The organism is Mycolicibacterium sp. XJ2546, assembly GCF_053483195.1.
Map to the genome: position 1 here is coordinate 126,506 of NZ_JBEFRW010000011.1, position 19,745 is coordinate 146,250.

At 67.5% G+C, this 19,745-nt stretch carries 17 protein-coding genes and 1 pseudogene; 9 read left to right on the forward strand and 9 right to left on the reverse strand.

All coding sequences use genetic code 11. The features are described from left to right. Nucleotides 1–66 precede the first annotated feature (66 nt). Nucleotides 67–2,118 (reverse strand): MDR family MFS transporter, encoded by a 2,052-nt coding sequence (locus ABQE44_RS18425; RefSeq protein ID WP_448393934.1) that lies wholly within the window; start codon nt 2,116–2,118, stop codon nt 67–69. Between the two features lie 110 nt (nt 2,119–2,228). Beyond that, nucleotides 2,229–2,714 (reverse strand): bacterioferritin, encoded by a 486-nt coding sequence (gene bfr, locus ABQE44_RS18430; protein WP_448393935.1) that lies wholly within the window; start codon nt 2,712–2,714, stop codon nt 2,229–2,231. Nucleotides 2,715–2,956: 242 nt separating this feature from the next. On the opposite strand from bfr, the gene ABQE44_RS18435 reads away from it, so the two are divergent. Together ABQE44_RS18435 and ABQE44_RS18440 are read left to right on the forward strand one after the other, a co-directional pair. Continuing rightward, nucleotides 2,957–3,592, forward strand: a complete 636-nt coding sequence (locus ABQE44_RS18435; protein WP_448393936.1) for a fatty-acid--CoA ligase — start codon at nt 2,957–2,959, stop codon at nt 3,590–3,592. An 8-nt stretch (nt 3,593–3,600) separates the two neighbouring features. After that, nucleotides 3,601–3,795: a (2Fe-2S)-binding protein gene (locus ABQE44_RS18440; protein WP_448393937.1), complete on the forward strand. Its 195-nt coding sequence runs from the start codon at nt 3,601–3,603 to the stop codon at nt 3,793–3,795. A 21-nt stretch (nt 3,796–3,816) separates the two neighbouring features. Here ABQE44_RS18440 and ABQE44_RS18445 read toward each other — a convergent pair whose 3' ends face one another. Genes ABQE44_RS18445 through ABQE44_RS18470 form a run of 6 tightly spaced genes read right to left on the reverse strand, consistent with a single transcriptional unit; the run spans nt 3,817 to nt 8,362 of the window. After that, nucleotides 3,817–4,878, reverse strand: a complete 1,062-nt coding sequence (locus tag ABQE44_RS18445) for a class I SAM-dependent methyltransferase (protein WP_448393938.1) — start codon at nt 4,876–4,878, stop codon at nt 3,817–3,819. A gap of 6 nt (nt 4,879–4,884) precedes the next feature. After that, nucleotides 4,885–5,664, reverse strand: coding sequence for an enoyl-CoA hydratase/isomerase family protein (locus ABQE44_RS18450; RefSeq protein ID WP_448393939.1), 780 nt, complete (start codon nt 5,662–5,664; stop codon nt 4,885–4,887). Further along, nucleotides 5,661–6,389 (reverse strand): EthD domain-containing protein, encoded by a 729-nt coding sequence (locus ABQE44_RS18455; RefSeq protein WP_448393940.1) that lies wholly within the window; start codon nt 6,387–6,389, stop codon nt 5,661–5,663. The genes ABQE44_RS18450 and ABQE44_RS18455 overlap by 4 nt, the downstream gene beginning before the upstream one ends. 45 nt (nt 6,390–6,434) lie before the next feature. Then, nucleotides 6,435–6,791, reverse strand: coding sequence for a thiocyanate hydrolase (locus ABQE44_RS18460; protein WP_448393941.1), 357 nt, complete (start codon nt 6,789–6,791; stop codon nt 6,435–6,437). Continuing rightward, a complete protein-coding gene (gene scnC, locus ABQE44_RS18465) occupies nt 6,788–7,507 on the reverse strand; it encodes a thiocyanate hydrolase subunit gamma (RefSeq protein ID WP_448431225.1) in 720 nt (239 codons plus the stop codon). Before scnC ends, ABQE44_RS18460 begins: the two co-directional genes overlap by 4 nt. 15 nt (nt 7,508–7,522) lie before the next feature. Then, complete coding sequence (locus ABQE44_RS18470; RefSeq protein WP_448431227.1) at nt 7,523–8,362, reverse strand: SH3-like domain-containing protein; 840 nt, start codon at nt 8,360–8,362, stop codon at nt 7,523–7,525. Between the two features lie 243 nt (nt 8,363–8,605). Here ABQE44_RS18470 and ABQE44_RS18475 point away from each other — a divergent pair, with 243 nt between their 5' ends. Beyond that, on the forward strand, nt 8,606–10,591 hold the full coding sequence (locus ABQE44_RS18475) for an FUSC family protein (RefSeq protein WP_448393944.1): 1,986 nt from the start codon (nt 8,606–8,608) through the stop codon (nt 10,589–10,591). Here ABQE44_RS18475 and ABQE44_RS18480 read toward each other — a convergent pair. After that, a complete protein-coding gene (locus ABQE44_RS18480) occupies nt 10,563–11,192 on the reverse strand; it encodes a PaaI family thioesterase (RefSeq protein ID WP_448393945.1) in 630 nt (209 codons plus the stop codon). The two genes, ABQE44_RS18475 and ABQE44_RS18480, sit on opposite strands and share 29 nt — an antisense overlap. Before the next feature lie 76 nt (nt 11,193–11,268). Here ABQE44_RS18480 and ABQE44_RS18485 point away from each other — a divergent pair. The 6 genes and pseudogenes from ABQE44_RS18485 to lon all read left to right on the forward strand — a co-directional run bounded on the left by ABQE44_RS18485 (nt 11,269) and on the right by lon (nt 19,706). Continuing rightward, a pseudogene (locus tag ABQE44_RS18485) lies at nt 11,269–12,938 on the forward strand (tetratricopeptide repeat protein). A gap of 10 nt (nt 12,939–12,948) precedes the next feature. Further along, nucleotides 12,949–13,428 carry a nucleoside deaminase gene (locus ABQE44_RS18490; RefSeq protein WP_448393947.1) on the forward strand — a complete coding sequence of 160 codons (480 nt, stop codon included), beginning with the start codon at nt 12,949–12,951 and terminating at the stop codon, nt 13,426–13,428. After that, on the forward strand, nt 13,425–14,705 hold the full coding sequence (locus tag ABQE44_RS18495) for an alpha-amylase family protein (RefSeq protein WP_448431229.1): 1,281 nt from the start codon (nt 13,425–13,427) through the stop codon (nt 14,703–14,705). The genes ABQE44_RS18490 and ABQE44_RS18495 overlap by 4 nt, the downstream gene beginning before the upstream one ends. Further along, nucleotides 14,702–15,952 carry an alpha-hydroxy acid oxidase gene (locus ABQE44_RS18500; protein WP_448431231.1) on the forward strand — a complete coding sequence of 417 codons (1,251 nt, stop codon included), beginning with the start codon at nt 14,702–14,704 and terminating at the stop codon, nt 15,950–15,952. Before ABQE44_RS18495 ends, ABQE44_RS18500 begins: the two co-directional genes overlap by 4 nt. Before the next feature lie 192 nt (nt 15,953–16,144). Then, nucleotides 16,145–17,149, forward strand: a complete 1,005-nt coding sequence (locus tag ABQE44_RS18505; RefSeq protein ID WP_448393950.1) for an esterase family protein — start codon at nt 16,145–16,147, stop codon at nt 17,147–17,149. A 208-nt stretch (nt 17,150–17,357) separates the two neighbouring features. Continuing rightward, nucleotides 17,358–19,706, forward strand: a complete 2,349-nt coding sequence (lon, locus tag ABQE44_RS18510) for an endopeptidase La (RefSeq protein ID WP_448431233.1) — start codon at nt 17,358–17,360, stop codon at nt 19,704–19,706. Nucleotides 19,707–19,745: the final 39 nt, after the last annotated feature.

The window sequence follows — 19,745 nt, forward strand, 5'->3', positions numbered from 1 at the left end:
GCCGAGATCGTACGCGCGGCGCCGCGCCGGTGGAACACGTTCTAGAATCGGGGACGGTAGCGACGCTCACATCTTGGTAGCCGTGATCTCGCCGCGCTCGTCGTCCCACTCCCGCTGGGCCAGCACACGATGCGCGATGCGCTCCAGCGCCGCCTCCACCTGCGCATGGCCGGGTCTGCCCTCGAACGTCTGCGATTTGGCGAGCTTCTCGGTGATCGCGTTGACCAGCACCGAGGAGGCGGTGTCGACCTGCTGCGCGCCGGCTTGCGTGAGCCAGAACCGATCACCGGTGCGCAACGCATAGCCGGTGGCGACCAACTGCTCGAAGGTGGGCTCGATGACTTCGCACGGCACCCGGAGGCGATCGGCGATCTCGGTGAGCCGCGCGGAGCCGAAGGCCTGGTTGTGCCGATAGATCTGGATCAACGCCCACAGCCGCGCGACGTCGAGTTCGCAGCCTGGCCGGCCCGCGATGCTGCGCAGCCGGATCTCGGGTGAATGGCGTAGCAGGCGGCCGATCGCGGATTCCAGCACCTGCTCCGAATTCTCGGTGCCGGGCATCGCGAAGCCGTCGCCGAGATCGACCGCCGCCGTTTCCATCTCGTGCAGGGGCACTTCCTTGAGCGTCAGCGCGACCAGGAAACCGATGAACGCGACCGGCGCCGCGAACAAGAACACCAACCCGAGCGAGTCGGCGTAGGCAGTGACGATCGGTGCGGCGACGTCGGATGGCAACCCGTGCAACACCTGCGGGGACTGCGCGGCCGCCGGCGGCGCACCGTTGACAGCCAGGGCTCCGCCGATGCGGGCGTTGAGGAAGTTGGCGAACAGCGATCCAAAAATCGCCGCGCCGAACGCGCTTCCAATCGCCCGGAAGAACGTCACGCCCGACGTCGCGACGCCCAGATCGGCGAAGCCGACCGTGCTCTGCACGATCAGCACGAGTACCTGCATGCACATGCCGATGCCGGTGCCAAGGATGAACAGGTATGCCGACTGCGCCAGCAGCGACGTGTCGGCGTCCATCCGGGACATCAGCACGAAGCCCGCCACCATCACCGCGGTGCCGACGACAGGAAAGACCTTGTAGTGCCCGGTGCGCCCGACGATGGCGCCGCTGCCGATCGAGGTGATGAGCAAGCCGACCACCATCGGCAGCGTGCGCAGCCCAGACTCGGTGGCCGAGACGCCGTCGACGAACTGCATGTATGTCGGCAGGAACGTCAACGCGCCCAGCATCGCGAACCCGACGATGAACGACAGCACGCAGCACACCGTGAACACCGGGCTGCTGAACAGCCGGATCGGCAGAATCGGTTCGACCGCACGGGTTTCCACCCGGACGAAGATCGCAAGCGCGGCCGCCGAGCCGATGAACAACCCGATGATCGTCGGCGAAGCCCAGGGGTAGGTGCTGCCGCCCCAGCTGGTCGCCAGCGTGAGCCCGGTCGCGCCCAGGCCGACGAACACGATGCCGGCGTAGTCGATGACGGGCCGCTCGCGCCCGCTGAGCGCGGGGATGGCGGCCGCTGCCACGAAGAACACCACGACGCCCACCGGGATGTTGATCCAGAACGCCCACCGCCAACTGAGGTGGTCGGTGAAGTAGCCGCCCAGCAGCGGCCCGACCACCGTCGTCACACCGAAGACGGCGCCCAACGCGCCCTGGTAACGGCCGCGATCGCGCAGCGGGATCACCTCGCCGATCAGCGCGGTGGCCGTCACCATGATGGCGCCGCCACCGACACCCTGCGCAGCGCGCGATGCGACCAGCGCCGTCATCGACCCGGCGATGCCGCACAGCACCGAACCGATCAGGAAGACCAGCACTGCCGTCCCGAACACGGCCTTGCGCCCGAACAGGTCACCGAGCTTGCCCACCACAGCGGTGGCGATGGTCGAGGCCAACAGGTAGCTCGTCACCACCCACGACTGGTGGCCGGCGCCGCCGAGGTCGGCCACCACCGTCGGCAGGGTGGTCGCGACGATCGTCTGGTCCAGCGCGGCGAGCAGCATGCCGAGGAGCACCGCAACGAAAATGAAGTTGCGGCGCTGTGGGCTGATCAGCGCGCCGGGTTCACGATCCTCGGCGGCGGCGGGTGTCGCCGGACTTTCCATCCCTGCCTTCCGTCGGCCGGTATCCCTCCCGGCCTATCGTTAGACAAGCTAGAGAAGTTACGCCGGCCGACGGAAGGGTTGCCGGGAGCAGGTGTGCGGAAACGCGGGGGTCAGAGGCTGGTCGGCGGCCGGGAGACGCACTGTGCCGCATAGAGTTCGTCGCCCAGCTTGTCCATCAACTGCAGCTGCGTCTCGAGGTAGTCGATGTGCTCCTCTTCGCTGGCGAGGATTCCCTCGAGCAGCGTGGCGGTCGTGGCGTCTTCCTTCTCGCGACACATGATGATGCCGGGCTTCAGCCGCTCCATCACTTCGTATTCGATCGCGAGGTCGGCCTCGAATTGTTCGCGCAGGTTCTGGCCGATTCGCAGCGAGAATAGCCGCTGGTAATTCGGCAGCCCGTCGAGCATGAGAATTCGATTGGTGATCGCCTCCGCATGATTCATTTCGTCGAATGATTCTTTGCGGGTGTATTCGGCGAGTTCAGTGAAGCCCCAATTGGCCTGCATCTTCGAATGCAGGAAATACTGGTTGATGGCTGTGAGTTCGCTTGTCAATTGCTCGTTGAGCAACTTCAGAACGTCCGGGTCGCCTTGCATCGGGGGCTCCTTAGCACCGTGAGGGCTGGTCAAGCGTCGCTAGCGGTTGTGTGCGATCCAATCTAGTGCAGACAGTAATCAAAGCACAGCCGCTACGCTTGTGCGACGCGACTTTTCGGCATTCTGGCGAGTGATTGACGGGCTGTGGGCCGTCGAGGATGGATCAACGCTGGACTGCCTACGCTAACTAAGGTTAGACTCCGCTAACCAAAAACCGGCGTATCGGGCAGGGGGAAATAGGGATGGGTGAGCGCGACCTGCATTCCTTCATTCTCGCCTGTGATTTCCGTGTCGATGACGTAGAACGGATGTGGGGTTGGCTCAAGAAACGTCGTGACGGACTGGCGTCGATCGGCGCCCACCACGTGGTGCTCTACAACTCGATTTGGGAGCCCCAGCGGGTATTGACCACAATAGGAATTCGGCAGGCCGGCTCGATCCGCGAGGTTTTGCGATCCCCCGCGATATTCGAGTTGTTCGATATTTCCGGTGTCGACGATATTCCGCCCATCTTCGGCGGCGAGGTGGTGGAGAAGATCGACCTGTACCCGCCGTCGCCCGCGGATCACGTGGGACGCGTCATTGTCGGCGTCATGTCGTCGGTGCAAGATATCGGTTTGCTGATGGCCAAGGTGCAGGACGGGTTGGACCGGTTCAAGCGCGCGGGCGTGCGCAAGATCTGGGTGTATCGGGCGCTCGATGACGGGCAGGAAGTGATGGTCCTGCAGGAGATCGAGAACGAGCAAGCCGCCCGGCAGTGGATCGACCACCCCGACCACGCTGCCGAATGGCTGCGCCAGGCGGGCCTTGGTGCCTACCCCAGCCAGTTCGTGGGCAGGTTCGCCCACATCATGAGCATCGACGAGCAGAGCGGTTAGGTGCGCCCGTGTTCGTCTGTCTATGCATGGGAATCACGAGCAGCGACGTCGACGAGGTGGTCGCCAACGGCGCGACGACGTCCAAGCAGATCGCCGAGGCCTGCGGCGCCGGCGGTGACTGCGGACGGTGCAGGCGCACCCTGCGCGCGATCATCGCGGCCCATCACGAGGCGGACGGCTGCACCAAGGCTGTCAACCACTAGACGGTATGAGGGTCTGGGGCCTCATCGCGCGGCGATGTCCAGCACCATCACCCGCCACGCGGTAGCGCACCCCTCGGGGTCTGCGGCCACCCGCCCGGCGAGTTCGGCGTCGAACGCCGCGCGGATGCGGTCACGTGCCGTCGCGTCGCGGTCGGAATCCAGCGCCGCCCACAACGACTCCTCGAACGCCGCGCGAAACGCTTCCACGACCGCGGCGACGTAGGCGTCCAGATCGCCGTCGCGTTGGTAGGCCAAGAGATAGGGATCCGGCGCCGAGCGCAGTTCGGTGCGCCGCAGATCCAGCCGTTCCCGCAGCCGCGGGTCGTCGAACGGTGCGACGAACTCCCCCGGCGTGCGATTCCAGGTGGGGATCGTCATGCGCCGGTATTCGGCGGACCGCACTGCCCCGACCTCGACCAACGCGCGCAGACCGTCGTTGGCGGCGTTCATCAACCCCTCCGCGCCGCTGGTGCCGTCGTCCTCGTTCGCACCACCGAGCACGATCAGCCGGCCCGACGCGCGCAGCTCGGCCGCGCGGTGCCGCAGGAACGTTCGCCAGTCCCGCGCCGACTGCTGCTGCAGCGCGAGCCGAACGTCGCCCGTGGCGAACGTCGAGTAGATGTGATCGGGGATCGTCACGTCGAGGCGACTCAGCCAGTGCACCGCTATCGAGGACCAGCCCAGCGACAGGTACCCGTCGGGAAACAGCCGTTCATAGAACGAGCGGCCCGCCGCGTAGGCGAACACGTCCGCGGCGTGCAGATAGCTCTGCGGTGCGGACTGCAGCAGCTCGAACAACGCCGAGAAGTCGTTGCCGGGGATGTCGGTGTGCACCACCATCGCGGGACCCGACCCGACGCGGGCGGTCAGCGCGCGTCGCATCGGCTCCAGCGAGTTGCCGCCGCCGGCCGCACCGAAGTCGGCGATCACGAACGGCAGCCCGGCCGCGGGCGGCGTCACCTCGGCGGCGGCCTGTTCGAGCCAGTCCAGGGCCTGCTCACCGAAGACGTGCTGAGCCGCGGAGTGTGCGGTGTAGAAGCCGTGGCCCTCCATCCGGCCGCTGACTGCGCGATCACCGGCCATCGGCGATCACCGGGCTGCGCGACGGCCGGTGAAGTCGGCGAGCGCCTCGGCGTTGGCGGCGGTGCCCATCAACGTGGCGAAGTGCTCGTTCTCCCTGGCCGTCGCGGCGGCGATCTGGGCACGCGTCGGGGCGACGATGGTCTGCTTCACCGCCATCAGGCTCGGAATCGGTTTTTCGGCAAGGATGTTGGCGTGGTGGCGGGCCTGCACCAACAGGTCGTCGGGTTCACACACCTTCCACGCCAACCCCATTCGCTGCGCCTCGTCGGCGTCGACCCACTCCGATGACATCAGTAGCCAGGCGGCGTTCTGCCGCCCCAGCAGCCGCGGCAGCAGATATGACGACGCGGCCTCGGGTGCTACTCCGAGGCTGGTGAACGGCGTCTTCAACTTCGCCGTCGAGGACATGAACACCAGATCGGCGTAGCCGAGAATCGTTGCGCCGATACCGACTCCGACGCCGTTGACCGCACAGATCAGCGGCTTGGGGAACTCGGCGAGCGCGTCGATCATCGTGGTGAAGTGGCTGCCCTGTTGGTTGAACGCCGGTTCGGTGATGCGGCGCTGCATTTCTTTGAGGTCGTTGCCCGCGCTGAACGCCCGGCCCGATCCGGTCAACAGGACGACGGCCACCTCGGGGTCGTCGGCGCCGTCGCGCAGCGCGGTCGCGGTGGCGTGATACAGCTGTTCGTTGAACGCATTCAGGGCCTCAGGCCGGTTCAGCGTCAGGGTACGGACCCGGTTCTCGTCGCTGATCTGCAGGGGCGCTGGTTGCACTTCGGTCACCGGTCGACTGTACGGCGCGTCGGGTTGGCGGCGAACGGCGTGCGGTACACGTAGCGGCTCGTCGGCACGGTGTCGACGTCACGGTTGGCGCCGAACGCCGCCGTGCTGGCCACCATCCGCTCCATCCGCATCCGCAAATCGTCGTCATCGGCGGCGCCGAAGAACGCGTGCAGGTCCGCCACGGCTTCTTGCGGGAACAGTTCTTCGACGATCGCCGCGAGCATCGGTGCGTCCGGCGTCAACGCGCGCACGACGGCGTTCTGCGTATAGCCGAACGTCGCCTGGGTCTCGATGGCCACCGGGGTGTGGTCGATGTGCCACCGCGCGAGCCAGGTCGCCTCGTCCATGTCGGCGGGGCGGCGCAGCAGTGCGACGTTGGCCAGGCCCCGGCTGCGTTGACCAGGCACGGTGTCGGGCGGGGGCAGTGGAACGGACTCGGTGACCAGATAGGCGGCGACGTCATCGGCTTCGGACTGCAGCCGCTCGATCGCGGCCCGCACCTGCTGGCCGTAGGACTGTTGGGTCCACAGCGTGACGAAACCGACCACCGCGGGATCCATCGTCGTCAGCGTCATCAGTGAGTCTCGCACCACCTCGTCGCGCAGGTTGATGGCAAGGCCCGGAAGATCCATGTCGAGCAGGTCGGCCGCCACCCGGGCGCGCATTCGCGCGCACCACTTTTCGTCCGGCTCGGCGCCCCGCAGGGTGATGATGACTTTCTCCACGAAGCCGAACTTACCGCGACGGCGGTGAACCGGACGCTGCTGCGGTCAGGCCTGCAGCCGGTCGCGCACGGCGGCCATCCGCCGCTCGAGTTCGGTGGCGTCGACGATCCCGCGGGCGAGCAGCGAATGCGCCAGCGCCATCAACTGGTTCTCCGGATAGGGCAGGTCCGCGTACACCGTCGCCGACAACGCGTCCTCCTCGTCGCGGCGTTCCTTGAAGTTCGGCGCTCCGGTGTCGCACGCGGCGCGGTCGAGCGCATCGCACATACCGTCGAGGCTGGTCTTCCACGGCGGCACCGGGTTGTCCACGCCGTACTTGGCCGCCATCCGCGGCCAGACCTGGTTGCGCCGCACGACCTGCTGCAGTGGTGCGACCGGCGTCGGGTCGGATGCGGCGTTCACGTGACCGGGTGGATCGCGGGGCGGGTTTCGGTGATCACGTTGGTGGTCACGCCCGGCTTCGGCAGGGCGACACCGATCAGGCAGTCGCGCGTGACGATCTGCGCCAACTCGTCTTCGGTCCAGCCGTCGGTGCCGTGCGGGCGCATCGGCATCACCATGAATCGGTGCTTCTGGTTGGAATCCTGCACCCGGACGGCGATTTCGTCGGGCAGGTAGAGGCCGAACTCCGCGAGCACCTGACGCGGCCAGCGGACCAGGCGGCGTCGGTAGTTCGGCGTGCGGTACCACTCCGGGGAATTGCCGAGGATCGGGCGCGGATAACACGAGCACAGCGCACACACGATGACGTGGTGCACGGTAGGGGTGTCCGCGAGGATCTCGAACGCGGTGAAATCGCTTGGCGTGCCGAACCCGGTCGGTTCCATCCAGTCGACGCCGACTTCCTTGCTGGCCGTCATCGGTTCACTCAACGCGAGTTGGTGGAACTCGGGATCCAACCACGCCCGCGCGACCAGTCGGGCAGCCGGTGTCGGACCGATCTGTTCGGCGAACTCGGTGAAACGACGATGCTCCTCGGCGGTGAAGATGCCCTTCTCGATACACAGTTCGCGCAGCGCGATCTCGAGCACCTCGAAGTCGGTGATTTCGTCGACCATCGGGGCGATGGTCCGTTCGTGGTCGTGGTCGTGGTCGTGGTCGTGGTCGTGCTCAGTCATGTGCGCCCCTGTGACTCAGGTGGCTGATGCCAGCCAGCGTTCGGGAATTTCGGTCTGGATGACGTCATCGGCGGTGCCGGTGTAGCCGTCCCACAACTCGGACATGTTGAACCGGACCACGTAGAACCACTCCGGCTGTGCGTCCGGGCGATCCCAGGTCTCGTCCTCGGCGGCGGGGCTTTCGTAGGCGACGGTCGCGATCTCACCCGTCGCGCCCCGCACATATTCGGGTGTGCGGGTGTAGAACACGACCGGCAGTTCGCGCACCACCACGGCGTCGCCGACGTTGAACTTCGGCTCGCCGGCCTGCCCGGCGTAAACCTGCGGGTCACCCTTGCCCACCGCGTGTTTGTGGTGGGCGTTGCGTTTGACGGCCGACCCGTCCCCTTCGCACTTCGGTTGGGCCTCCAGCGCCTTGCCGGCCAGTCCGCCCTCGTAGCGCGCGGCGACCTCGGCCATCCGCTCGCTCAACTCGCCGAGCGCGATGTGGTGCTTTTCCACCAGCACCCGTGCGACAGCCAACAGCCAGCGGCCGTAATAGGGCAGCCCCAGGTACTGGGCGCGCCCGACGTCGACGTTGCCGATGCGCCGGCGCTCCTCCGAGAGCCATATCCCGCGCCACGCCAGCACTTCGCAGATGACGTACGTCATGTGCTCCCATAGCTCGTACTGCTTGTTCTCGTACTTCATCGGCGCGTCTGGTTCACCACCCACGTCGTGGACGGGTTTGAGGTACGCGGTGATGCGGCCGTGGTCGAGCAGATCCGGCGTCGGGGCGTCGGGAAGCTCCGGATACGCCGACTTGAGCCGCGCGACCAGATCAAGTTGCGCTGCACGTTCGGCCGCTGTGCTCATCACAGCTCCCCTTCCGTTAGCAGTGCGCTGACTTTATCTCCGCGATACCGCCGCTATCACCCGAATTGCGAACTCGCTGCGGCGCAACGGTCCACTGACGGTGGCGGCAGTTTTCGAATACTCAGCGCGGCAATCGGATTCGCTCTACGGATGGCGGTGGACGCATTTTCTTCGCGTTCAGACCGGATACGGTGACGGCGTGTAGTGCACCGGTACCGGCCGCATAGGCGTCAGAATGGGGAGGTGACCACCGGGCCCAAGGTTTTCGAAGCCCTGCGGCCGACGTCGCCGGACATCGGGGCGGTTGTGCGCAGCCTGCTCGGGGTCATCGCGATGGCGGCCGTCGCGCTGCTGTGGCACTCGGGCGCGGCCGCGTTGTGGGCTGCGGGGGCCGCTGCGATCGCCGGTGCGATCGCGCTGCAGGACAGCCCCGGCGGCCGGGTGCCGTTGGTCGTCACGGTCTCGTTGCAGATGGGCGGCGCTGTCCTGCTCGGCGCCCTGACCGGCGCCTACAACGTGCTGTTCGTCGTGGCGGTGGCGCTGTGGTGTTTCGCCGCTGGACTGCAATGGGCGCTGGGCGGCAACGCCGGTCTGGTGGGCGCGGCCGCCAGCGCGCTGCTGGTGGTCACACCACCGGTGGCGCCCACGGTGTCCTCGGTGCTGGTGCCGACGGTTCTGACGATCGCGGCGGGATGTCTGCAGGCGGCACTGATCGCCGTGTGGCCACCGCAGCGGTGGCGAACCCAGCGGGAGGCGTTGTCGAACGCCTACCGGTCGTTGGCCGACGATGCCCGCCAGGTCGCCGCCGACCGGGCGGCGCCGCTGGACGCGGCACTGTCGCCGTCGTTGCGCGACGCGTTCATGGACACCCAGGCCAGCCGGCGACCGAAGGCCTACCTCGGCGGACATCGGCTGCCCGAGCGGATCATGACGACATTGCACGCGTTCCGCGGCTCCTCCGACGGCGAGCGCGACGAGGTGTCACAGATGCTGGGCTCGGCGGCGGCCGTGCTCGACGCGATCGCCGATCACAAACACACTGCGCGCCGCGACGCCGAGCACGCGCTCGTCCGCGTCGACACCGCGGTGTCGATGATCACCGGACCGGAAGCCACGACCGCGCAACGGCTTTCACAGCAGTTACACGAGGCTGCAGAACTGCGGTTCCCCGACCTGTACCGACCCGACCTGATCAGCCCGGTCCGCAGGGCGGTGGGCTTGATGCGCGACCATCTGACGTGGACGTCACCGGTGTTGCGCCACGCCGTGCGGTTGTCGGCGGCCGTCACGGCGGGCATCGCCGCCGACCGCTTCGCCCCCGTCAACCATGGGTACTGGGCGGCGCTGACGGTGCTGATGGTGCTGCGCCCGGAGACCGCGCACACCTACACCCGGTGTATCGGGCGCATCGCGGGCATCGCGGCGGGCGTCGTGCTGACGTCGGCGATCACGCTGTTGGTGGAGCCGACGGGATATGTCGCGGCGGTGTTGGCGACGCTGTTCATCGCGATTACCTACTGGGTCAGCCGGTTCGGCTACCTCGCGGTCAGCGCCGCACTGGCCGGGGCCGTCGTGTTCCTGCTCGACATCGGCTCGGCGACGTCGGGCGCGACGGCCGAAGACCGGTTGTTCTCCCTGGTCATCGGCGGCGGACTGGCCGTGGTGGCGCACGTATCGTTTCCCGACCACTCGCTGATCCGGCTGCGGCAACGCTCCGGTGAGCTGCTGAAGACCGAGATCGACTACGCCGCAACGATTATCAAAGCCTTCGTGCACGAACTCGACCGTCCCGCCGAGGCGGTGTCGGCGGCGTGGCAGAAGGCCTTCCGGGCCCGCGCCTCGTTCGAAGCGGCATCCGGCGCGGCACGGCTGGACTCCCCCGGGCTGCGCCGCTGGCTGCGTTCGTACCGGGCGGCGCTCAACGCTGTCACCGCCGCGTGTACCGCGCTGGAGGCCAGCCTGCCGCCGCAGCCGCTCGCCAACGTGCCGGCCGAATTCGTCGCGGCGATAGACGACTATGTGGATGCGCTGCGCGGCGCGCCGCCGAGCCCGGCCGCACCGTGGACGGTCGATTTGGCCGCGCTCACCGCGGCCAACCAGCAGGTGCGCGATCGGGCCGCTGACCTGGCCGCCGATAACGGCGCGGCCCGCGTGCTCGTCGCCGAGATCGCGACGATCACCCGCAGCCTGTCGAGCATCGCTACTGTTCGCGAGCCCACTTCGGCGTGATGAACACCCCTTCGGCTTCCACGGTCACACCCTCGGCATCGGCCAAATAACCTGTGGCATAGGTCTTGACGCCCTCGCTGTGGGTGATTTTCGCCTCGGCGTGTAACCGGCCGAGCCGGGTGGTGCGCAGGTAGCGCAGCGTGATGGTGCCGGTGAAGCGCGGGTTCAGCCCGTCGGCTGCCGCTTCACCGAGCAGGTGGTCGAGCACCAGCGCGGCGATGCCGCCGTGCACGTGACCCGGCGGCCCCTCGTAGGCCGCACCCATGTCGAAGTCGGTGTGCACGCGCCCGTCGGCGTCGCGGTGCACCACCAGCGGCGGCGCGAACGGATTCCGGATGCCGATCACCGGGTTGCCCCACGCCATGCGGTCCCCGTCGGTGGTGAAGCGCACCCCGAACGGTCCGTCGCACTGCTGCGAACGCAGCTGCGCGGTGGCCGCGTCGATCTGCGCCCGGACCGCCGCCACCGTCTGCGCGTCGACCTCGGTGCGGATGGTCGCGTCGACCAGTTCCCTGACGGACTCGGCGAGCGGGGCATAGACCTCGCGCAGCTGCGCGATCTCGGCTGAGGAGACGTCGCCGATATGGGTGAACTCCACCATTGGAGCACTAGAACACGTTCTAGAGCAGCTTGTCGAATCAGCGCGCCGCCGCCGCGCGGCTGAACTACCGTGCCTTATGACCGTTGCCCATGCCGAGCCCTACTACGACTTGGGCGGCTATCACCGGCCCACCGACACCACCGTGCCGGAGGCCCAAACGTGGTTCGACCGCGGCATGGTGTGGGCGTACGCGTTCAACCACGACGAGGCGATCAGGTGCTTCGAGCGCGCGCTGGATCTCGACCCCGACCTGGCCATCGCGCGATGGGGAATCGCATACTCGGTCGGGCCCAACTACAACAAGGGATGGGACGCGTTCGACCCCATCGACGCCGCCACGTCATTGGCCAGGGCCAGAACGGAACTCGGGTTGGCCGCCGACGGCCGCGCTTCGCCCGTCGAACGGGCGCTGATCGAGGCACTGCGGCAACGGTTTCCCACCGCCGATCCCGATGACGCCGAGGCATTGAGCGCCGGAGGCGCGGCCTACGCCGATGCGATGCAGACACTCGGCGACACGTATCCCGACGACGTCGATGTGCAGGCCCTAGCCGCCGACGCGCTGGTCAACGTGACGGCGTGGGCGCTGTGGGACACCAGGACCGGCGAACCGGCTGTCGGCTCGCGAGTGCTGGCAGCCAAACAGATCCTCGACCGCGCGCTGGCCGGCACCGCCGGACGTGAACATCCCGGCATCCTGCACCTGTACCTGCACACCATGGAGATGTCGCCGAACCCACAGGATGCGCTGCCCGCCGCGGACCTGCTGCGCGATCTGGTACCCGACGCCGGACATCTGCTGCACATGCCCAGCCACATCGACGTGCTGTGCGGCAACTATCGGGATTCTGTGGTCGCGAACTCGACCGCGGCGCGGGTCGACCGGCGGTTCGTCGACCGGGAAGGGCCGCTGAACTTCTACTCGCTCTACCGCGCCCACAACCTGCACTTCATCGTGTATTCGGCAATGTTGGAAGGCAATTCGCGCGCCGCGTTCGCCGCCGCCGACGAACTCGTCGATCAGCTGACGCCGGACCTGCTGCGGATCGAGAGCCCGCCGATGGCCGACTGGCTCGAGGCGTTCGTGCCGTTGGGCATCCACGCGCTGGTGCGGTTCGGCCGCTGGGACGAGTTGATCGCCCAGCGGCTGCCGCAGGATCTGGACCTGTACTGCTCCACAGCGGCCACCATCCACTACGGCCGCGGCGTGGCCCACGCGGTGAAGGGAAACCTCGTCGCGGCCCACGCCGAGCGCGACGCGTTTTTGAAGTCTACGGCCGCATCCCCGACACCCGGTATCTGTTCAACAACACCGTGCTCGACATATTGGCGATCGCCTCGCAGATGCTCGCCGGTGAGATCGCCTACCGCGACGGCGAATTCGACAAAGCGTTCGCGCGACTGGAGACGGCGATCGCGCTCGACGACGCGCTGCCCTACGACGAGCCGTGGGGCTGGATGCAGCCCACCCGGCACGCCTACGGCGCGCTACTGCTCGAGCAAGGCTACGTCGAGCGGGCGGCCAGCGTGTACGCCGCCGACCTCGGGCTCGATCGCACCCTGCCGCGGCCCTGCCAGCACCCCAACAACGTGTGGAGCCTGCACGGCTACCACGAATGCCTGCAGCGGCTGGGCCGCATCGACGAAGCCACGATCATCGGTCAGCAGTTGGCGCTGGCCATGGCGCGTGCCGATGTCCCGATCGCGGCCTCATGTGCGTGTCGTCTGGAGGTCAGCGCCCCGTAGACTGCGGTCGATGGCACTCAGCGACGACGACCTCGCCCGCCTGAGCCGCTGCGTGGAGTTGGCGCGTGAGGCGCTCGACAACGGTGACGAGCCGTTCGGCTCGATCCTGGTCGACGCCGACGGCCAGACCCGGTTCGAGGACCGCAACCGGGTCAAGGACGGCGACCACACCCGCCACCCGGAGTTCGCGATCGCGCGCTGGGCCGCCGCCTTCCTCACCCCCGCCGAACGTGCCAGGTCCACCGTCTACACCTCCGGTGAGCACTGCCCGATGTGCTCGGCCGCGCACGCCTGGGTAGGCCTGGATCGCATCGTCTACGCGACCTCCTCGGCGCAGCTGAGCGGCTGGCTGAAGGAGTGGGGCGCACCGCCGTCGCCGGTGGCGCCGCTGCCGATCACCATTGTCGCTCCCGGGGTGAGGGCCGACGGTCCTGTCGCCGAATTCGCCGAACCGATGAAGGCGCTCTACGAAGCGAAGTACCGGGCATGACTGAGCCCGCCTGGGTCCAGCACGTGATCTGGTGGCAGATCTATCCATTGGGCTTCGTCGGCGCGTATCCGGCCGATCCGCCGCCGGGCCCTGCCGAACACCGGCTGCGCCGGGTGATCGGGTGGCTCGACCACGCCATCGAACTCGGGGCCTCCGGGATCGCGCTGGGGCCGGTGTTCGCCTCGCGCAGCCACGGCTACGACACCGTCGACCACTACCGCATCGACCCCCGGCTCGGTGACGACGACGACTTCGACGCGCTGGTCAACGAGGCCAAGAGCCGCGGGCTGCGGATCCTGCTCGACGGCGTATTCAACCACGTCGCAGCTGATTTCGCCCGCACCGAATGGTTCCGAAAGGGCCCCAACGGCTTTGACACATTCGAAGGTCACGGCGACCTGATCGCCCTGGATCACGACAATCCCGAGGTCATCTCCTACACCATCGACGTGCTGACGCACTGGCTGGGCCGCGGCGCCGACGGATGGCGCCTGGACGCGGCCTACGCAGTGCCCGACCGGTTCTGGGCCGCGGTGCTGCCGCGCGTGCGCGCGGCCTATCCCGACGCCTGGTTCCTCGCAGAGGTGATCCACGGCGACTACGCAGAGATGGTCGCGCAGGCGCGCTTCGATTCGGTGACCCAGTACGAGCTGTGGAAGGCGATCTGGAGCGCTCTTGTCGACGGCAACTTCTACGAACTGGACTGGGCGCTGCTGCGCCACAACGAATTCCTGGACACCTTCGTCCCGTTGACGTTCGTCGGCAACCACGACGTGACCAGGATCGCCAGCCGGCTCGAACACACCGGCCATCTCGAACACGCGCTGGTGCTGCTGTTCACGACCGGCGGTACCCCGAGCGTGTACGCCGGCGACGAATTCGCCTACACCGGCGTCAAAGAGGAGCGGTTCGGCGGCGACGACGCGGTGCGACCGGAGTTCGGTCCCGCACCGACCGCCGACGAGTACGGCCACGATGTGTTCCGGCTGCATCAGCACTTGATCGGGCTGCGCAGACGACATCCCTGGCTGCACAATGCGCGCACGTCGGCGCTGCACCTGAGCAACCGTCAGTACGTGTACGAAACCCGCAACGGCACCGACACGTTGGTGGTCGCGCTCAACATGGACGACGCGCCGGCTGGGGTCGTGATGACCGACCTCGGGTTCGGTCCGGGCCGCATCGTCGCTGGATCCGGTGCACCGCCACCGGACGAGGTCAACGAGGTCGACGTCGCACCGCATGGCTGGCTGATCATCGCGCCGGACCCGTCGTGAAGCGACGGGTACCGCGGCCCGCGGAGTTGGTTCCGCTGCTGGGTTTTCGCGCCCCACGGTTCGGCGTGCAGAGCCGGCTGGCCGACGCGCTGACCATCGATGACCTGCGGCTGCTGGCGCGGCGCCGCACCCCCAGAGCGGCGTTCGACTACACCGACGGCGCCGCCGAGGACGAGCTGTCCCTGGCTCGAGCCCGACAAGCGTTCCGCGACATCGAATTTCATCCGGCCATCCTGCGCAACGTCGCGACGGTCGACACCAGCCGCACCGTGCTGGGCGCCGCGGTGGCCCAGCCGTTCGGCATCGCCCCGACCGGGTTCACCCGGCTCATGCACACCGAAGGAGAGATTGCCGGTGCCCGTGCCGCAGCCGATGCGGGTATCCCCTTCGCGCTGTCGACGTTGGGCACCGCGTCCATCGAGGACGTGAAGGCGGCTAACCCACACGGCCGCAACTGGTTTCAGTTGTACATGTGGAAGGACCGGGACCGGTCGATGGCGCTGGTGGAACGCGCCGCCGCAGCCGGCTACGACACGCTGCTGGTCACCGTCGACGTTCCGGTCGCCGGTGCGCGGCTTCGGGACACCCGCAACGGCATGTCGATTCCGCCGACGCTGACCCTGAGCACCGTGCTGGACGCGGTACCGCGCGCCCGTTGGTGGTTCGATCTGCTGAGCACCGAACCGCTGGCGTTCGCGTCGCTGGACCGCTGGCCCGGTACGGTCGCCGAATACCTGGACACGATGTTCGATCCCACCGTCACGTTCGAGGATCTGGCCTGGATCAAGAAGCAGTGGCCGAACCGCCTGGTGGTCAAGGGAATTCAGACGCTCGACGATGCCAGAGCGGTCGTCGACCTCGGCGTCGACGGGATCGTGCTGTCCAACCACGGCGGCCGCCAACTCGACCGCGCCCCGGTGCCGTTTCACCTGCTGCCCCATGCCGCACGCGAGTTCGGCGGCGACACCGAGGTTTTGCTGGACACCGGAATCATGTCGGGAGCCGACATCGTCGCCGCGATAGCGCTGGGCGCACGCTTCACGCTGGTGGGCCGGGCCTACCTCTACGGGCTGATGGCCGGCGGTGAGGCCGGAGTGAGACGTGCCATCGAGATGCTGTCGTCGCAGGTCAGCCGCACGATGAAGCTGCTCGGTGTGACGTCGCTGGACGAACTCGGCCCGCACCACGTGACCCAGCTGCACCGGTTATCGCGTGGCGATTCGGCCCGAGCGCCGTCGTCACACTAGTCACTGCTTTCTCACTGGTCACACGGCACATCGGCGGGCCTTGAGTCCGCGGCGAGTCGTAATCGTTAGCCAACCGCGACGTGGCAACCGAGTGTTGCGCGCGTCGACCGGGCCGGAGTGCGTGTTTCATAACGCAGGAAAGCGACGGCAATTGCTTTGTAACAAGCGATGAAAGGTGGGTTGGTTGCCGTTATGAAGTTCTCAAAGAGGTACCGAGGTACCAGAACCAAACTGTTGCGCCGGTTGGCGGTGACCGCCGTAGCTGCGGCGACCCTGCCCGGTCTGGCCGGCATCTTCGGGGGGTCGGCGACCGCTAACGCGTTCTCCCGGCCGGGTCTGCCCGTCGAGTACCTGGATGTGTTCTCCGCGGCGATGAACCGCGACATCCGGGTGCAGTTTCAGGGCGGTGGGCCGCACGCGGTGTACCTGCTCGACGGTCTACGCGCCCGCGATGACTACAACGGCTGGGACATCGAAACCCCGGCGTTCGAGTGGTACTACCAGTCCGGGCTGTCGGTCGTCATGCCGGTCGGCGGTCAGTCCAGCTTCTACACCGACTGGTACCAGCCGTCACGGGGTAACGGCCAGGACTACACCTACAAGTGGGAGACGTTCCTGACCCAGGAACTCCCGGCCTGGCTGGAGGCCAACCGGGGCGTGTCGCAGAACGGCAACGCGGTGGTCGGCATCTCGATGGCCGGCAGCAGCGCGCTGACGTATGCGATCTACCACCCGCAGAAGTTCATCTACGCCGCTTCACTGTCGGGCTTCCTCAATCCCTCCGAGGGTTGGTGGCCGATGCTGATCGGGCTGGCGATGCAGGATGCGGGCGGCTTCAACGCAGAGAGCATGTGGGGCCCCTCGACGGACCCGGCGTGGAAGCGCAACGACCCGATGGTCAACATCGGTCAGCTGGTCGCCAACAACACCCGCCTCTGGATCTACTGCGGTACCGGCACCCCGTCGGATCTGGACTCCGGTGCCGCCGGTCAGAACTTGATGGCCGCGCAGTTCCTCGAAGGGTTCACGTTGCGCACCAACATCACCTTCCGCGACAACTACGTCGCCGCGGGTGGCACCAACGGTGTGTTCAACTTCCCCGAACAGGGCACGCACAGCTGGGGCTACTGGGGCCAGCAGCTCGAGCAGATGAAGCCCGACATCCAGCGGGTGCTCGGAGCCTCCGGCGCCGTCTAAACCACCCCACACAGGGAGCCTGCCGTAACCCCCGAACGGCAGGCTCCCTGCCCGTTTGGGTGGCTTTGTTCGCGAGTGCTACACCAGGGTCGTTCGAGCGGCCACGATCGCAGCCCTGGTGTACGTCTCGCGAACACAGTGGCGGCTTCGCGGGAACAAACCCGCCACGCCCAAGGTTGAGTCCATCTGACTGAACTTTGGAGGTGTGATGGCTGAAGCCAAAACAGTGCCCGTGCTGTTCGTGAGCACTCCGATCGTGCTGCCGTCGATGGTGGTGCCGATCGAACTCGACGATGCCGCACGCGCGGCCATTGAAGCAGCTAGGGCCGCCGCGTCAGATGGTTCGGGCGAACTGCTGATCGCGCCGCGGTTGGAGGACCGCTACCCCACCTATGGGGTGCTGGCCTCGATCGTGCAGATTGGCCGCATCGCCGGGGGCAACGGCACCGCAGCGGTGGTGCGCGGCGAGAGCCGTGCACACATCGGCGCCGGCGCCAGCGGCCCGGGCACCGCGCTGTGGGTCGAGGTGACCGAGGTCATCGAGGATCCCGCACCGGAGCACGTCAAGGCGCTGGCCGGCGAGTACAAGAAGCTGCTGCTGGCCATGCTGCAGCGCCGGGAAGCCTGGCAGATCATCGATTTCGTCAACCAGCTGAGCGATCCGTCGGCGCTGGCGGATACGGCGGGTTACGCCTCGTACCTGACGCAGGTGCAGAAGCGTCAGCTGCTGGAGACACCCGATGTCGCCGAGCGGCTCAGACTGCTGATCGACTGGACCGGCGAGCACCTCGCCGAGGTCGAGGTGACCGACAAGATCGCCGAGGACGTCCGCGAGGGCATGGAAAAGCAGCAGAAGGAATTCCTGCTGCGCCAGCAACTCGCCGCGATCCGCAAGGAGCTCGGCGAGGGTGAGCCCGACGGATCTGATGACTACCGCAGCCGCGTGGAGGCCGCCGACCTGCCCGACAACGTCCGCGAGGCGGCGTTGCGTGAGGTGGGCAAGCTGGAGCGCGCCGGCGACCAGAGCCCGGAGAGCGGTTGGATCCGTACCTGGCTGGACACCGTGCTGGACCTGCCGTGGAGCCTCACGACCGAGGACAGCTCCGACCTGAAGGGGGCGCGCGAGATTCTCGATGCCGACCACCACGGGTTGGACGACGTCAAGGACCGCATCGTCGAATACCTGGCCGTGCGGGCGCGTCGCGCTCAGCGCGGGCTGGAGATCGTCGGCGGCCGTGGCTCGGGTGCGGTGATGGTGCTGGCCGGCCCGCCCGGCGTCGGTAAGACGTCGCTGGGCGAGAGCGTGGCCCGTGCGCTCGGCCGCAAGTTCGTCCGCGTCGCCCTGGGCGGCGTGCGCGACGAGGCCGAGATCCGCGGTCACCGACGCACATACGTCGGCGCCCTGCCCGGCCGTATCGTGCGCGCGATCGGCGAGGCGGGTTCGATGAACCCCGTCGTGCTGCTCGACGAGATCGACAAGATCGGCTCGGACTTCCGCGGGGATCCGGCGGCGGCGCTGCTGGAGGTCTTGGACCCGGCGCAGAACCACACGTTCCGCGACCACTACCTGGACCTGGATCTGGACCTGTCCGATGTGGTGTTCCTGGCTACCGCCAACGTGATCGAGAACATCCCGTCGGCGCTGCTGGACCGCATGGAACTGGTGGAGATCGACGGCTACACCGCCGACGACAAGCTCGCCATCGCGCAGGACTTCCTGCTGCCCCGGCAGCGCGAACGTGCGGCGCTGACCATGGATGAAGTCGAGGTCACCGAAGTCGCGCTGCGCAAGATCGCCGCCGACTACACCCGCGAGCCGGGTGTGCGGCAGTTTGAACGGCTGCTGGCCAAGATGATGCGCAAGGTCGCGACCAAACTGGCCACCGAACCGGGTGCGGTCGTCGTCGACGAGGCCGATCTCGTTGACTACCTTGGCCGTCCGCGGTTCCTGCCGGAGTCGGCCGAGCGCACGGCGGTGCCGGGCGTCGCAACCGGGCTCGCGGTAACGGGTATGGGCGGCGATGTGCTCTACATCGAGGCCAATGCCGTCGGAAAGGGTGAAGCCGGCGAAGCGACTTTGACCCTGACCGGTCAGTTGGGCGACGTGATGAAGGAGTCGGCGCAGATCGCGCTGTCCTACGTGCGCTCGCACGCCGAGGCGCTGGGCGTCGACCCGACGACGCTGGAACGGCGGATCCACCTGCACGTGCCCGCGGGCGCGGTGCCCAAGGACGGTCCGTCGGCCGGTGTCACGATGGTGACCGCGCTGGTGTCGATGGTCACCGGGCGCCAGGTGCGCTCGGACGTCGGCATGACCGGTGAGGTGACGTTGAACGGCCGGGTGCTGCCGATCGGCGGCGTCAAGCAGAAGCTGCTGGCCGCGCAACGGGCCGGGCTGTCAACGGTTTTCATCCCGCAGCGCAACGAGGCCGACCTGGACGACGTCCCGGCCGACGTGCTCGACGCGCTGGAGGTCAAGCCGATGACCGACGTCGCGGACATCATCGCGCAGGCCCTGGTGCCCGCCGAGGACTCCGGCGCGACGGCCGCGGCCTGACCTGGGCCCAGCTCGCGGTGGTTTGTTACCAGTCGGGCC

Bases quoted from the DNA above. Each gene is read 5' to 3' on its own strand.
- ABQE44_RS18425 (WP_448393934.1), bottom strand. From the start codon at position 2,118: ATGGAAAGTCCGGCGACACCCGCCGCCGCCGAGGATCGTGAACCCGGC.
- bfr (WP_448393935.1), bottom strand. From the start codon at position 2,714: ATGCAAGGCGACCCGGACGTTCTGAAGTTGCTCAACGAGCAATTGACA.
- ABQE44_RS18470 (WP_448431227.1), bottom strand. From the start codon at position 8,362: ATGAGCACAGCGGCCGAACGTGCAGCGCAACTTGATCTGGTCGCGCGG.
- ABQE44_RS18490 (WP_448393947.1), top strand. From the start codon at position 12,949: ATGGCACTCAGCGACGACGACCTCGCCCGCCTGAGCCGCTGCGTGGAG.
- ABQE44_RS18505 (WP_448393950.1), top strand. From the start codon at position 16,145: ATGAAGTTCTCAAAGAGGTACCGAGGTACCAGAACCAAACTGTTGCGC.
- scnC (WP_448431225.1), bottom strand. From the start codon at position 7,507: ATGACTGAGCACGACCACGACCACGACCACGACCACGACCACGAACGG.
- ABQE44_RS18480 (WP_448393945.1), bottom strand. From the start codon at position 11,192: ATGGTGGAGTTCACCCATATCGGCGACGTCTCCTCAGCCGAGATCGCG.
- ABQE44_RS18445 (WP_448393938.1), bottom strand. From the start codon at position 4,878: ATGGCCGGTGATCGCGCAGTCAGCGGCCGGATGGAGGGCCACGGCTTC.
- lon (WP_448431233.1), top strand. From the start codon at position 17,358: ATGGCTGAAGCCAAAACAGTGCCCGTGCTGTTCGTGAGCACTCCGATC.
- ABQE44_RS18435 (WP_448393936.1), top strand. From the start codon at position 2,957: ATGGGTGAGCGCGACCTGCATTCCTTCATTCTCGCCTGTGATTTCCGT.
- ABQE44_RS18495 (WP_448431229.1), top strand. From the start codon at position 13,425: ATGACTGAGCCCGCCTGGGTCCAGCACGTGATCTGGTGGCAGATCTAT.